Source organism: Streptomyces sp. RLB3-17 (assembly GCF_007113425.2).
Classification (GTDB): Bacteria; Actinomycetota; Actinomycetes; order Streptomycetales; family Streptomycetaceae; genus Streptomyces; species Streptomyces mirabilis_D.
In genome coordinates, this window is the sequence record NZ_CP041610.2 from 9,309,293 (window position 1) to 9,322,150 (window position 12,858).

The window sequence follows — 12,858 nt, forward strand, 5'->3', positions numbered from 1 at the left end:
CCTGGGGGCCCTTCCCGTCGTAGCCGTGTTTCAGACCGCGGCGATCCTGCGCAGCGTCTCCGCGATCGTGTCCCGTGAGGGAAGCCAGGTCCGCTCCAGAGAGGGCGCGTACGGCGCCGGTACGGAGGGCGGCGCGACCCGGGTGACCGGCGCGTCCAGGTGCCAGAAACCCTCGTCGACGGCGAGGGCGGCCAGCTCGGCGCCGACGCCGAAGTCCCGTACCGCCTCGTGCGCGATGACCAGGCGGTTGGTCTTCGCGAGGGAGGCGAGGACGGTCTCCCGGTCCAGTGGGGCGATCGTCCGCAGGTCGACGACCTCGACGCCGATGCCCTCGGCGGCGAGCAGCTCCGCGGCGGCCAGGCAGTCCTGGACCATCCGCGACCAGGAGACGAGGGTGATGTCGGTGCCCTCCCGGACCACCTTGGCCCTGCCCAGGGGGATCAGGTGCTCCGCCGGCGGCCGGGGGCCCTTGAGGCCGTACTGCAGGCGGTTCTCGACGAAGACCACCGGGTTGGGGTCCTGGATGGCGGCCCGCAGCAGGCCGTAGGTGTCCGCCGGGTTGGAGGGCATCACCACGGTCAGCCCCGGTATGTGGGCGAGGATGGCCTCCAGGCTCTGCGAGTGCTGGCTGCCGGAGGAGCGTCCGGCACCGAACTGGGTGCGCACCACGAGCGGCATGGAGGCCCGGCCGCCGGTCATGAAGCGCAGCTTGGCGGCCTGGTTGAGCAGCATGTCCAGGCACACGCCGATGAAGTCCATGTACATGATCTCCACGACCGGCTTCATGCCGGCCATGGCCGCACCCACCGCCGTACCCAGGATGGCGCTCTCGCTGATCGGGGTGTCGCGGACCCGCCCGGGGAAGGCCCCGGCCAGGCCCCGGGTGAGGCCGAAGACGTTGCCGCCCGCGCCGACGTCGATCCCGGCGACGAACACCGTTGGATCCGCGGCGAGTTCGTGTTCCAGGGCGAGGCGTACGGCGTCCATGGAGCGGAAGATCTCGGCCTCGGCCGGGAGCGGGGCAGGCTCGGGCAGGGCAGGGCGCGGGGCCGACACGAAGTCGTACAGGGTCTCCGGGGCGGGCTCCGGCAGACCGCGTGCCCACTCCACGGCCGCCTCGATCTCCTTGTCGATCTCCTCGTCGACGGCGTCGGCCAGCGCGGTCGCCACGCCGGCCGTCTCCAGGCGCTTGCGGGCCACCAGCAGCGGGTCGCGTTCCTTGGCGGCGGCTACCTCCTCGGGGGAGCGGTAGCGCTCGGGGTCGCCCTCGTAGTGGCCGTGCCAGCGGTACGTCTCCGCCTCCACCAGGACCGGACCGCCGCCCTCGCGCAGCCGCCGTACGACCTCGGTCATGGTGTGCGCCACCGCGACGACGTCGTTGCCGTCCACGTGCTCGTACGCGATGCCGTACCCGGCGGCGCGGGCGGAGAGCGGGGCGCGGTGCTGGTCGGCGGCGGGCGAGAACTCGGAGTAGTGGTTGTTCTCGCAGAGGAAGACGACCGGCAGGTCCCATACGGCGGCCAGGTTGACGGCCTCGTGGAACATGCCCTGGGCCACCGCCCCGTCGCCGAAGAACGCCACCACCACGTCACCGGCGGCGCGCAGCTTGGCCGCGGTCGCCACCCCGGTGGCGATCGGCAGTCCGGCGCCGACGATGCCGTTGGCGCCGTAGATGCCGAGGCCCGGGTCCGCGATGTGCATCGAACCGCCCCGGCCGCGGCAGGTCCCGGCGTCCTTGCCCATCAGCTCGGCCATCATCGACGCGGAGTCCAGCCCCTTGGCCAGGACGTGGCCGTGGCCACGGTGGGTGGAGGTGATGCCGTCGCGTGCGCCGAGCGGCCAGCAGGCGCCGACCGCACTGGCCTCCTGCCCGATCGACAGATGCAGGAAGCCGGGGATCTCCGTCGCCTTGTACAGGTCGGAGGCCCGCTCCTCGAACCGTCGGATCCGGCGCATCCGACGGTACATTTCCAGGAGCTGCTCCGCGGTCGCGGAACCGGTGCCGACGCCTGCGTCGGTGAACTGCGGTGCCTCAGTCATGCGCGTCCTCGCAATGCTCGCGCAGACGGCGCGCTTGCGCGCCGCCCGGGGCCGTCTTTTAATGTACCGTTTGGTCTAGCAAACTGGAGCGGCGTCCCCGGAGTCCGCTTCCCCCCAGGTGCGCCGACGGCCGTCTGGAGCGGACGCCGGGTCGGTCTCGGTCGAGACACGCCGTCACATCAGGCGGGGAGTGAATCAATGCCACGACCACCGGGTCATGGGCCGGGCTTCGAAGTCAGACGCCAGAAGATCATCGACGTCGCGGCCTCCCTGTTCGCCGAACAGGGATACGCGGCGACCTCCATCAACGACCTGGGCCGCGCGGTCGGGCTCGCCAAGGGGGCGCTGTACTACTACATCGTCTCCAAGGAGAACCTGCTCATCGAGATCCAGTCGCGGGTGATGCGGCCGCTGCTGTCGCGTGCGCGGCAGATCGCGGAACTCGACGAGGATCCCCTGCTGCGACTGCGGCTGCTGTCCGAGTCGCTGCTGACGATCATCTTCCGCAGGCTCGACCACATCTGGGTCTACGAACACGACTACCGCAGTCTCAGCGGCGACGAGCTGGAGACTCTGCTGGGCCAGCGCTCCGACTTCGAGTACCTGGTCTCCGGCCTGCTCGCGGAAGCTGTCGATCAGGGCATCTTCCGTGCGCTCCAACCGCGCCTGGCGACCCTGCAGTTCCTCAACCTGCACAACCACACCTACCAATGGGTGCGCCCCGAGGGGCAGTGGGACGCCGCGTTCCTGTCGCGCGAGTACTGCGCGACCCTGTTCCGCGGCTTCGGCGCGTCCGACAACGCGCTGCCGGATGTGGAGGAGCGGGCCGCCGCGTTCAAGCGCGACCGTCCCGACCTGCCGCTCGACCCCGAGGCGGAGTGGACGCCGGCCGCCGTCGGCGGCTGACCCGGACCCGCGGTGCGCTCCGGCACACCGCGGGACCCGACCGTTCCTCATGGCCGGCTCACGCCTGCTTCACCAGCGCTCTGGCGATGACGTTGCGCTGGATCTCGTTCGTGCCCTCGCCGATCTCCAGGATCTTCGCGTCGGCGTAGAACCGGGAGATCTCCGACTCCCGTACGTAGCCGTAGCCGCCGTGGATCTGCACCGACGCGGAGGCCGCGCGGTTGGCGACCTCGGAGGCGTACAGCTTCGCCATGGCGGCTTCCGTGCTGTGCGGGCGGCCCTGGTCGGCGAGCCAGGCGGCGCGGTAGACCATCCAACGGGCGGCCTCGAACTCGGTGCCGATGTCGGCGATCTTGTGCGCGATGGCCTGGAAGTCCGAGAGCGGGCGGCCGAACTGGTGGCGCTCCGTGGCGTGTTTGACGGCCAGCGCCAGCGCCGCCTTGGTGAGGGAGAGACCGAGCGCGGCGACGCTGATCCGGCCCTTGTCCAGCACGGACAGGAACTGGCGCAGCCCGCCGCCCTCCTCGCCGATCAGATGGTCGTCCGGGATCCAGCAGTCGGTGAAGACCAGCTCCCGGGTGTCCATGGCGTGCCAGCCGAGCTTCTTCAGCTTGTGGCCGCAGGCGTAGCCGGGCGTGCCGGTGGGGACGTAGAAGGTCGCGTACCGCTTGCGCCCGTCGTCGTCCCGGCCCGTCACGGCCAGCAGCGTGACGCCCTGGCTGATGTCGGTGCCCGCGTTGGTGATGAACATCTTGGTGCCGTTGATCACCCAGCCGCCGTCCGCCCGCCGCGCGGTGGTGGCGATACCGGCCGCGTCGGAACCGGCGTCCGGCTCGGTCAGTCCGAAGGCCCCTATCGCCTCGCCCCTGGCCAGCGGCGCCAGCCAGCGCCGCTTCTGCTCCTCGGTGCCGTAGGCCAGGAGCGGCAGCGAGGCGATGGTGGAGTGCGCGTTCCAGGAGGAGGCGACCGACTGGTCGGCGGCGCCGAGTTCCTCCATCACCGCCACGTAGGAGACCGTGTCGGAGCCGGCTCCGTCGTACTCCTCGGGCACGAGCATGCCCATCAGGCCGAGTTCGCCCAGCTTGGTGAAGACCTGGGTCGGGAAGTGCTCGTTCTCCGACCACTCGGCCGCGTGCGGGGTGATCTCCTTGGCTGCGAACTCGCGGACCATGTCCTGCAGGGCCCGAGTCTCCTCAGGCAGGTCGAAATCCATCTCACAGTCCCTTCGGGGTCAGCAGCACCTTGAGGTGCCGGGCGCGGTCGGCGGCCAGGTCCTCGAAGACCCCGGCTCCTCCCGACAGCGGAAAACGCCCGGTGATCAGGGCCGAGGCGTCCAGACGCCCGGTACTCATCAGATCGATCACGCGGGGGATGTCGAAGGTGTAGCCGAGCGTGCCGAGCACGGCACGCTCGTAGAAGACGAGCTGTCCCATGTCGAACTCGACGTTGCCGTGGCCGACACCCGCGAGCACCACCCGGCCGCCGCGCCGCACGCTCGCGACGGCCTGCGCCGCGAGCCGCGCCACCCCGGTCGCGTCGATGACGGCGTCCGGTCCGATGCGTCCGGTCCGCAGGAACACCTCGCGGCGTACGTCGCTCGCGCTCGGGTCGAAGGCCTCGGTGACGCCGAGTTCGAGGAGCCTCTCCCGGCGTTCCTGGAGCGGCTCGCTGACGTAGAGCCCGGCCGCCCCCGCCAGACGCGCGGCGAGGACCACGGCGAAGCCGATGGGGCCGCCGCCCACGACCAGGACGTTGTCGCCCGGCCGCACCCCGGCCCGGGTGACCGCGTGCAGACCGACCGCCAGGGGCTCGGCCACCGCCGCCATCTCGTCGCTCACGTTGTCCGGTAGACGCGTCAGCCCGGCGAGCGGGACGGTGACGCGCTCGGCGAAGGCGCCCGGCGAGGCGAGGCCCACCGAGCCGCCCTTCGGGCACAGGTGGTACTCGCCGCGCGTGCACCAGTAGCAGACGCCGCAGCGCCAGCAGGGGTCGGCGGTCACCCGGTCGCCGATCCCGATGCCGGGCACCTCCGCGCCCAACGCGACCACCGTGCCGCTCAGTTCATGGCCCAGGGCGAGGGGTGGCCGGGCGCCGGTGAGGGGATGCGGGCTCTCGCGGATCATGTGCGGGCCTTCCAGGAACTCGTGCAGGTCGGTCCCGCAGACTCCGCACCAGGCCACGTCCACGACTGCCTCGTGGGGACCTGGCTCGGGTGGCTCGGGGACCTCCTCCAGGCGTAGGTCCCGTGCGCCGTGCCAGCGCAGTGCCTGCATGTCCTCCACCCCTCTCCTTGTTCGCCGTGCGCCGTGTTCGTCGTACTTGGCTGCTGCGCCGTTGTGGCTGGTCGCGCCCACGCGGCGGAGCCGCATATGTCACAGCCCCGCACCCCTACGGGGCGCTCCCGAACCGTGCTTGTCCGGGGCCGTGTTCGAGGAAGGAGCGGATGCCGGTCGTGGCGTCCGTCGTGCCGAAAACGCCCGTGAACAGGGACCGCTCCAGGGCGAGTCCGGCGGAGAGGCCGATGTCGGCGCCGTGGTCCACCGACTCCTTGATCGCCTCCAGGGCCGCGGCCGGTCCCTCGGCGAGCCGACGGGCGTAGCTCAGGGCGGCGTCGAGCGCCGACCCGGCGGGGACGACCTCGTCCACGAGCCCCAGGCGCAGCGCCTCGTCGGCGGCCACCCGGCGGCCGGTCATCAGCAGGTTCTTCGCCCGCGACGGCCCGATCAGCCGGGTCAGCCGCTGGGTGCCGCCCGACCCCGGCATGATGCCGAGCTGCACCTCCGGCTGGCCGAGGACGGCGTTGTCGGCGGCCACCCGGTAGTCGGCCGCGAGGGCCAGTTCCATACCGCCGCCGAGCGCGTACCCGGTGAGCGCCGCGACGACCGGCATCGGCAGCCGGGCCACCTCGTCGAAGGTCCGCTGCAACGCGCGGTTCCAGCCCCGCACCTCCTCGGGCCCCATCGCGGCCAAGGCCTTGATGTCCGCCCCGGCGGCGAAGAGCCGCTCGCCCCCGTGGAGCACCACGGCCCGTACGTCCCGGGCGTCGGCCAGCTCGCGCGCACAGGCGGAGAGCTCCGCCCGCAGGGCCGAGTCGAAGGCGTTCAGCGGCGGGTTGTCGAGGCGGACCGTGACGACGGGGCCCTCGACGTCGATTCGGATGCGTGGCACAGAGGCACTCCTCGTCTGGCGGAAGCGACATCGCGAGCGCGCGGGTGGTTGTCGAGGCGCACGCGCCGTCGTAAAGTGCGGCACACAAGTTTTATAGACCAATGGGTACACTAAATCTTGAGGGTGGGCAACCGACCGGTCGGATTCCGGCTGCGCCCGCTTTCCCTCCGGGTGGAACGAGAATTCCGCGCACCCCGGATCGCGCACCCCGCATCGCACAGTCCGCATCCCGCAACCGGATCGCACAACCCACATCGCATATCGCACACCGCACAGTGACCGCGTGAGCCGCGGCAGGCAGCGTTCGACGTCGAACACGACCCAGCGAGAGAGTCCCGTGCACAATTTCGCGAGCATCCTCGATTACCACCTGGCCCAGCGGCCCGACGCCGTTGTCGTCGCGCAGGACGAACGGCGTCTGACGGTGCGTCAATTCCATGAGCGGGTCAATCGGCTGGCCGCCGGGCTGGCCGAACTGGGCATCGGGCGCGGCGACGTCGTCGGCCTGCTGCTCTACAACCGGCCGGAGTTCCTGGAACTGGTCTACGCGGCCAACCGCCTGGGCGCGGTCTTCCTCCCCTTGAACTACCGACTGTCGGAGGAGGAGTGGCAGTACATCCTGGGCCATGCCCAGGCCAAGGCGATCGTCACCGAGCCGGAGTTCGCCCCCGCGGTGGAGCGGAGCGCCGGCTGTCTGACGGACCTGGAACACCGGATCCTGGTCGAGGACGACAGCTCCACGGCGCCGTGGACCAGTGCGGATGGACGTACCGCCACGGATGCGTGGACCGGCTACGAGGACCTGCTCGCCCGGCACCCGGGTGCCCGCGTGGAGCCCGTGGACGTCGGGCTCGACGACCTCCAGCGGCTGATGTACACCTCCGGCACCACGTCGCGCCCCAAGGGTGTGTGCGTCACGTACGGAAACCTGCAGGCCAAGAACCTGGCCCACATCGTCCACTTCGGTCTGACCGCGGCGGACACCACGCTGGTCTGCGGCCCGCTCTACCACGTCGGCGGCCTGGACATGCCCGCCCTCGCGACCCTGTACGCGGGCGGCGGCGTCGTCCTCCAGCGCAGGTTCGACGCGCCCGGCGTGCTCCGTGCGATCCAGGAGCACCGTGTCACCAACGTGTGGCTGGCGCCCGCCATGGTCAACGCGGTCCTGGAGGTCCCGGACCGCGAGTCGTACGACACGACCTCGGTCCGCTTCGTCCTGGGCGGCGGGGAGAAGACCCCGGAGCCCGTGCTGCGACGGATCATGACCGCGTTCCCGAACGCCTGGTTCGCCGATGCCTACGGTCTGACCGAGACGGTCTCGGGCGACACGTTCCTCGACCGCGAGCACGCGCTGGCCAAACTGGGCTCGGTCGGGCGGCCCGTGCCGCACACCCGCGTCAGGATCGTCGACGACACCGGCAAGGAGGTTCCGGCGGGCGAACTCGGCGAGATCACGCTGCGCGGCCCGAAGGTCTTCGCGGGGTACTGGCGCGACGAGAAGGCCACGGCCGCGGCCCTGCGCGACGGCTGGTTCCACACGGGCGACATCGGGCACGTCGACGAGGACGGCTTCCTGTTCATCGACGACCGGAAGAAGGACATGATCGTCTCCGGTGGCGAGAACATCGCCACCCCCGAGGTCGAACGGGTCCTGTACGAGCACCCCGCCGTGCTGGAGGCCGCCGTCGTCGGTCTGTCGCACCCCCGCTGGGGCGAGGTCCCGAGGGCGTTCGTGGTGTTCCGGCCGGGAGCGAGCGCCGGGACCGAGGAACTGCGGGAGTTCTGCCGGGCGCGCCTGGCCAAGTTCAAGGTGCCGGCCCGTTTCGACATCGTCGACGAGCTGCCCCGTACGCCCTCGGGCAAGGTCCTCAAGCGGACCCTGCGCGACCTCGCGGCGGGAGGCGAGCGATGACCGAGGCACACACCGACGTGCACACCGACGTGAACGGCGAGCTGCGTCTGGACGGGCGGACCGCGTGGGTGACGGGGGCCGGAAAGGGGCTCGGCCGCGCGATCGCCGTCGCCCTGTCCCAGGCCGGTGCGAGCGTGGCCGTGACGGCACGGACGGCGTCCGACCTGGAGCGGCTGGAGGCCGAACGGGCCGAGCACGGCGGCAAGGTGCTGGTGCTGCCCGGATCCGTCGACGACTCCGCCGCCGTCCGCACCATGGTGGAACGGATCCACGCCTGGTCGGGCCGGCTGGACGCGGTGATCAACTGCGCCGGAATCAGCCCCCACTTCACCCGCAGCGAGCGGACCACCGACGAGGACTGGCGCCAGGTGCTGGACGTCAACCTCCAGGGCACCTTCTACTGCTGCCGCGAGGCGGGCAAGGTGATGCTGGAGCAGCGCTCCGGCTCGATCGTCAACGTCTCCTCGGTGCACGCGAGTACCGGCTTCGAGCGGATCGCCGCCTACGCCGCGAGCAAGGGCGGGGTCGAGGCGCTCACCAAGGCGCTGGCCGTCGAATGGGCCGACCGCGGGGTGCGCGTCAACGCCCTCGCGCCGGGCTACTTCCACACCGACCTCAGCTCCGGGCTCCTGGACAGCCGCTGGGGTGAACGGATCGTGCGCGGCACTCCCATGGGCCGGGTGGGCAGCGCCGAGGAGCTCGGCGGCGCGGCGGTGTTCCTCGCCTCGGACGCCTCCCGTTTCGTCACGGGGACCACGCTCACGGTGGACGGCGGCTGGACCGCCTGGTGAGCGGCTTCGGGGGCGGGAGCGGTCCCGACGGATCATTGTGTGTAACGACCGGTCGATCTAAAGTATGCGGGCAGTCGAGACCCGCAGCGACAACGCAGTACGACAGGAGTCACCCATGAGCGAGTTCAGCTTCGAAGGACGCGTCGCGGTCGTCACCGGCGCGGGGCGCGGCATCGGCCGGGCCCATGCCCGCCTGCTGGCGGAGCGGGGCGCGAAAGTCGTCGTCAACGACCTCGGGGGGTCGATGGAGGGGGAGGGTGTCGACAAGGGGCCCGCGCAGTCGGTCGTCGAGGAGATCGTCGCGGCCGGCGGCGACGCGGTGGCCGACATCAGCGACGTGTCCACGCAGGCGGGCGGCCAGGCGATCGTCGACGCCGCCGTCGACCGCTACGGTCGCATCGACATCCTGGTCAACAACGCCGGGATCATCAGGTGGGGCGGCCTGCCGGAGGTCGACCTGGAGAACCTCGAGCGCCATCTCGCCGTTCACCTCATCGGCTCGTTCAACACCATGCGGGCCGCCTGGCCGCACTTCGTCGAGCAGCGCTACGGCCGAGTCGTACTGACGACCTCGAGCGGACTGTTCGGCCTCGACAACAACCTGTCGTACGCGGCGGCGAAGGCCGGGGTGGTCGGGCTGGCCCGCAGCGCGAAGCTGGCCGGCGAGCCGCACGGGATCAAGGTCAACCTGATCGCGCCGGCGGCGCAGACCCGGATGGCCGGGGGTGACGCGCCGGTCGCCGAGGGCCGGGTCGCCGCCGACGGGCCGTCCATGCCGTCCATGCCGTCGGAGGCCGTGTCGCCCATCGTGGCGTTCCTCGCCCATGAGAGCTGCCCGGTGAGCGGGGAGATCTACACGGCCGGTGCCGACCGTTTCGCACGGCTCTTCATCGCCTCGACCGAGGGCTATCTGCACCAGGGTGGTCAGGGGGACGGTCGGGACGGTGGGCTGGGCGGTCCGGCCACCATCGAGGACATCGCCAAGAACTGGGACGCCATCAACGACGAGGCCGGTTACTACGTGCCGTCCGACCTGATGTCGTGGTCCGGCTCGTTCCTCAAGCACCAGTTCCGTGCATAGATTGCTTGAGTTAGGCAAACATTCTGTTAGGGTGATCGTGAGCGCGAGCCCTATACGAATGGTCTTGTCATGTATGGAACTCTCAGCGAGACACCGTCGTCGCAGCGTGACGGGCGGCACGTCCTTGTCGTCGCAGGCGATCCCGACGACACCGAGAACCTCGCCACCGCGCTGAAGCTGGCGAGCTACCGGGTGGAGACGGCGGGCACCGGCGCCGAGGGCTTGGTGCGCATCTCGGAACACCGTTACGACCTGGTGGTCTGGGACGCGACCCTGCCCGACATGGCCCGCCACGCCCGGGGGCGCCGCAGGGCTCCGGCGGACCGCCCCCCGCTGCTCTTCCTGACGACGTGCGACTGGCTCCCCACGCTCGCCCCCGAACTCGGCGTCGGGGCCGAGGACTACGTCACCAAGCCGGTACGGATCACCGAGGTCCTGGCCAGGGCCCAGGCCCTGCTGCGTGCCCGGAACCCCGAGCGGCAGGAGGGGGTGCCGCGTTACGGCGACCTGGTCCTCGACGACGCCACCTGCCAGGCGCGGCGCGGGACCAGGCCGCTCGGCCTCACGCCCGCCGAGTACCGGCTCCTGAGTCATCTGATGGCCAACGCGGAACACGTCCTGTCGAAGGAGCAGATCAGCCGGTACGTCTGGGGGGAGTACCGGGCCAACCCCGCGATCGAGAAGCTCGTCTCGCGGCTCCGCCACAAGGTGGACCAGGAGGATCCCGCACTCATCCACACCCACCGGGGCTTCGGCTATCGGCTCGGCGCCGCGTGACGTGAGTCACGTCCGGATTCCGTCAGGGAACTGTCCGAAAGACGTCGGACCGGTCCGCTTCCATGACTGTCGTAGCACCTCTGACCAGCTGGTTTCCCGGCCTTCACGACCGAGGGAACGCACCTCTGAGGAGACACGGGAGTGACCATCGCATGTTGAGGCCCGAAGACCAGTTCCATGTGGGGATCGTCGCCGAGGACTTCGAGGCGACCCTGCGGCAGGTGTCGTCCCTGTTCGGATTCGAGTGGAGCGAGGCGATGGGCGGCTCGGTGGAGGTCGAGCTGCCGACCGGTGCCACGGTCATCGACTTCAGCTGTGTGTACTCGAAGTCGTCGCCCCGGCTGGAGATCGTCCGGCGGGTCCCCGGGACCTTCTGGGAACCGACGCCCGGCTCCGGCATCCATCACTTCGGCTACTGGTCCGACGACGTCGCGGCCGACACCGCGGAGCTCGAGAGCCACGGCTACGTGATCGAGGCGATCCGCAAGGGTCCCGACGGCACGCCGTTCTTCTCGTTCCTGCGCAGTACGACGGGGTTCCGGGTCGAGCTGGTCACCAGGAGCGCCCAGCCGTCCCTGGAGCGGAGCTGGGCCCACCAGGCCGAGCCCGCCACGGGACACATGCCAGTTTCCAGTGAGGAGTGACCCATGACCACCGTAGGTATCGCGACCGGCGCCGGACGCGGGATGGGGGAGGCGTGCGCCCGACGGCTCGCCGACATGGTGGACGTGCTGCTGCTCGTCGACCGCGACGAAGCGGCGGTGACCGCGGTCGCGAAGGACTTCTCCGACTCGGGCCTCAGGGCCTTCGCCGAACCGTTCGCCCTCGACGTCACCGACCGCGAGGGCATGGCCCGCCTCGCCGAGCGGGTCGCGGAGCTGGGCACGCTCCGGGCCGTCGCGCACGCTGCCGGCATCTCGCCCACCATGGCGGACTGGCGGCGCATCTTCGAGGTCGACCTCGTCGGGACCGCGCTGCTCGCCGAGACGCTCCGCCCGCTCGCCACCGCCGGCACGGCGATGGTCTACTTCGCCTCGATGTCCCCGCTCCTCGCGCGCATCGACCCCGATCCGGCCGTCGCCGCGATCCTGGACGACCCGCTCGACCCGGACTTCCTCGACAAGATCCACGACGCCCTCGGGCCGACCATCGAGAACACCGCCATGGCGTACCCGTGGGCCAAGCACGGCGTGCACCGCTTCGCGCGGAAGGAGGCCGTACGCCTCGGACCGGTGGGAGCCCGGGCGTGCTCCCTCTCGCCGGGCATCATCGACACCCCGCAGGGCCGGCAGGAGGCGTCGACCCACGCCTCCATGCAGCGGCTCATCGACGCGACCCCGCTGGGCCGGACGGGCAGCTCCGAGGATGTCGCCAGCGTCGTCGCCTTCATGCTGTCGGACGAGGCCGGCTTCCTGAACGGCATCGACATCCTCGTGGACGGCGGTGTGTTCGCCGCCGTGCGCGGCGACTGACGCGGACACGAGCACGTCCGTTCGGCGCTTACGCCGCACGGTTCCCCGGGAGGCGGGCATGCTGGTGCTCGTCGGGATACGGGCGGACGGGCCGACGGGCGGAGGCGCGCGATGCGGTGGTGGGCCGGTTGGACGGCGGTTGCCGGAGTGGTGCTGCTCGCGGCGTGCGGCGGATCGGGAGGCGCAGGCCGGGGACCCTCGTCCGGACCCACGAGTGCGTCCACGAGTGCCTCCACCAGTGCCTCCGCGAGTGCTTCCACCAGTGCCTCCGCGAGTGCTTCCACGGGTGGGACGGCGGAGCCGGGGCGAGGGGCACCGTCCGCGTCGGGCCCCGGATCCGCCGCCCCGGTGGCCAGTTGCTTCGCCGGGCGGGTGGAGGTCACCGTCTCGCCCGGGGACGCGGTCGAACGGCGGTTGTGCGTGCGGACCGGGGCGGTGGTCTCGGTCACCCTGCGGCCGCGTGCGGACGACCGGCGCTGGACGGCCGTCCGGAGTGCGGCACCCGCGGTGGTGCTGGTCTCCGGATGGCGCGTCGACGCCGACGGGACCGGCCGTGCCACCTTGCGCTGCGCGAGCGTACGGGGCGGGGCGGCCGGGATCACGGTGACGGCGAAGGCTCCGGACGTGGCGGGCGCGGCTCGCACCGCGTTCACGCTCCGGGTGAGTGTGGTCCCGTACGCGAAGGAGGGGTGAACCGGCCGCTTATGGCGG

General features: G+C 71.1%; 12 protein-coding genes. 8 read left to right on the forward strand and 4 right to left on the reverse strand.

Features of this window, described 5'->3' with window-relative positions; genetic code table 11:
* Positions 1–30: 30 nt before the first annotated feature.
* Positions 31–2,040 carry a pyruvate dehydrogenase complex E1 component subunit beta gene (locus FNV62_RS41770; RefSeq protein ID WP_097287131.1) on the reverse strand — a complete coding sequence of 670 codons (2,010 nt, stop codon included), beginning with the start codon at positions 2,038–2,040 and terminating at the stop codon, positions 31–33.
* A gap of 198 nt (positions 2,041–2,238) precedes the next feature.
* Between FNV62_RS41770 and FNV62_RS41775 the strand changes: the two genes are divergently transcribed.
* Positions 2,239–2,946 carry a TetR/AcrR family transcriptional regulator gene (locus FNV62_RS41775; protein WP_143629021.1) on the forward strand — a complete coding sequence of 236 codons (708 nt, stop codon included), beginning with the start codon at positions 2,239–2,241 and terminating at the stop codon, positions 2,944–2,946.
* 58 nt (positions 2,947–3,004) lie between these two features.
* On the opposite strand, the gene FNV62_RS41780 is transcribed toward FNV62_RS41775, so the two are convergent.
* The 3 genes from FNV62_RS41780 to FNV62_RS41790 all read right to left on the reverse strand — a co-directional run bounded on the left by FNV62_RS41780 (position 3,005) and on the right by FNV62_RS41790 (position 6,114).
* On the reverse strand, positions 3,005–4,159 hold the full coding sequence (locus tag FNV62_RS41780) for an acyl-CoA dehydrogenase family protein (protein WP_097287132.1): 1,155 nt from the start codon (positions 4,157–4,159) through the stop codon (positions 3,005–3,007).
* Between the two features lies 1 nt (position 4,160).
* Positions 4,161–5,219 carry an alcohol dehydrogenase catalytic domain-containing protein gene (locus FNV62_RS41785; RefSeq protein WP_143652333.1) on the reverse strand — a complete coding sequence of 353 codons (1,059 nt, stop codon included), beginning with the start codon at positions 5,217–5,219 and terminating at the stop codon, positions 4,161–4,163.
* Positions 5,220–5,334: 115 nt separating this feature from the next.
* A complete protein-coding gene (locus FNV62_RS41790; RefSeq protein WP_097287133.1) occupies positions 5,335–6,114 on the reverse strand; it encodes an enoyl-CoA hydratase/isomerase family protein in 780 nt (259 codons plus the stop codon).
* A gap of 283 nt (positions 6,115–6,397) precedes the next feature.
* On the opposite strand from FNV62_RS41790, the gene FNV62_RS41795 reads away from it, so the two are divergent.
* The 7 genes from FNV62_RS41795 (at position 6,398) to FNV62_RS41825 (ending at position 12,840) form a co-directional block, all read left to right on the forward strand.
* Positions 6,398–8,026 (forward strand): acyl-CoA synthetase, encoded by a 1,629-nt coding sequence (locus FNV62_RS41795; protein WP_225900567.1) that lies wholly within the window; start codon positions 6,398–6,400, stop codon positions 8,024–8,026.
* Positions 8,023–8,817: an SDR family NAD(P)-dependent oxidoreductase gene (locus FNV62_RS41800; RefSeq protein WP_143629023.1), complete on the forward strand. Its 795-nt coding sequence runs from the start codon at positions 8,023–8,025 to the stop codon at positions 8,815–8,817. Before FNV62_RS41795 ends, FNV62_RS41800 begins: the two co-directional genes overlap by 4 nt.
* Positions 8,818–8,932: 115 nt before the next feature.
* Positions 8,933–9,898, forward strand: a complete 966-nt coding sequence (locus tag FNV62_RS41805) for an SDR family NAD(P)-dependent oxidoreductase (protein ID WP_143629025.1) — start codon at positions 8,933–8,935, stop codon at positions 9,896–9,898.
* A 69-nt stretch (positions 9,899–9,967) separates the two neighbouring features.
* Entirely contained in the window at positions 9,968–10,675 is a 708-nt protein-coding gene (locus tag FNV62_RS41810) for a response regulator transcription factor (RefSeq protein ID WP_143629027.1), read from the forward strand.
* Positions 10,676–10,827: 152 nt separating this feature from the next.
* Positions 10,828–11,319, forward strand: a complete 492-nt coding sequence (locus FNV62_RS41815; RefSeq protein WP_225900568.1) for a VOC family protein — start codon at positions 10,828–10,830, stop codon at positions 11,317–11,319.
* Between the two features lie 3 nt (positions 11,320–11,322).
* Positions 11,323–12,147, forward strand: coding sequence for an SDR family oxidoreductase (locus FNV62_RS41820; RefSeq protein ID WP_143603529.1), 825 nt, complete (start codon positions 11,323–11,325; stop codon positions 12,145–12,147).
* Positions 12,148–12,495: 348 nt separating this feature from the next.
* Positions 12,496–12,840 carry an acetyl-CoA synthetase gene (locus FNV62_RS41825; protein WP_225900569.1) on the forward strand — a complete coding sequence of 115 codons (345 nt, stop codon included), beginning with the start codon at positions 12,496–12,498 and terminating at the stop codon, positions 12,838–12,840.
* Positions 12,841–12,858: the final 18 nt, after the last annotated feature.

What these genes read in the sequence shown, in the direction of transcription:
- FNV62_RS41770 (WP_097287131.1), bottom strand. Translation starts at nt 2,040, where the DNA reads ATGACTGAGGCACCGCAGTTCACCGACGCAGGCGTCGGCACCGGTTCC.
- FNV62_RS41775 (WP_143629021.1), top strand. Translation starts at nt 2,239, where the DNA reads ATGCCACGACCACCGGGTCATGGGCCGGGCTTCGAAGTCAGACGCCAG.
- FNV62_RS41780 (WP_097287132.1), bottom strand. Translation starts at nt 4,159, where the DNA reads ATGGATTTCGACCTGCCTGAGGAGACTCGGGCCCTGCAGGACATGGTC.
- FNV62_RS41785 (WP_143652333.1), bottom strand. Translation starts at nt 5,219, where the DNA reads ATGCAGGCACTGCGCTGGCACGGCGCACGGGACCTACGCCTGGAGGAG.
- FNV62_RS41800 (WP_143629023.1), top strand. Translation starts at nt 8,023, where the DNA reads ATGACCGAGGCACACACCGACGTGCACACCGACGTGAACGGCGAGCTG.
- FNV62_RS41805 (WP_143629025.1), top strand. Translation starts at nt 8,933, where the DNA reads ATGAGCGAGTTCAGCTTCGAAGGACGCGTCGCGGTCGTCACCGGCGCG.
- FNV62_RS41810 (WP_143629027.1), top strand. Translation starts at nt 9,968, where the DNA reads ATGTATGGAACTCTCAGCGAGACACCGTCGTCGCAGCGTGACGGGCGG.
- FNV62_RS41815 (WP_225900568.1), top strand. Translation starts at nt 10,828, where the DNA reads ATGTTGAGGCCCGAAGACCAGTTCCATGTGGGGATCGTCGCCGAGGAC.
- FNV62_RS41820 (WP_143603529.1), top strand. Translation starts at nt 11,323, where the DNA reads ATGACCACCGTAGGTATCGCGACCGGCGCCGGACGCGGGATGGGGGAG.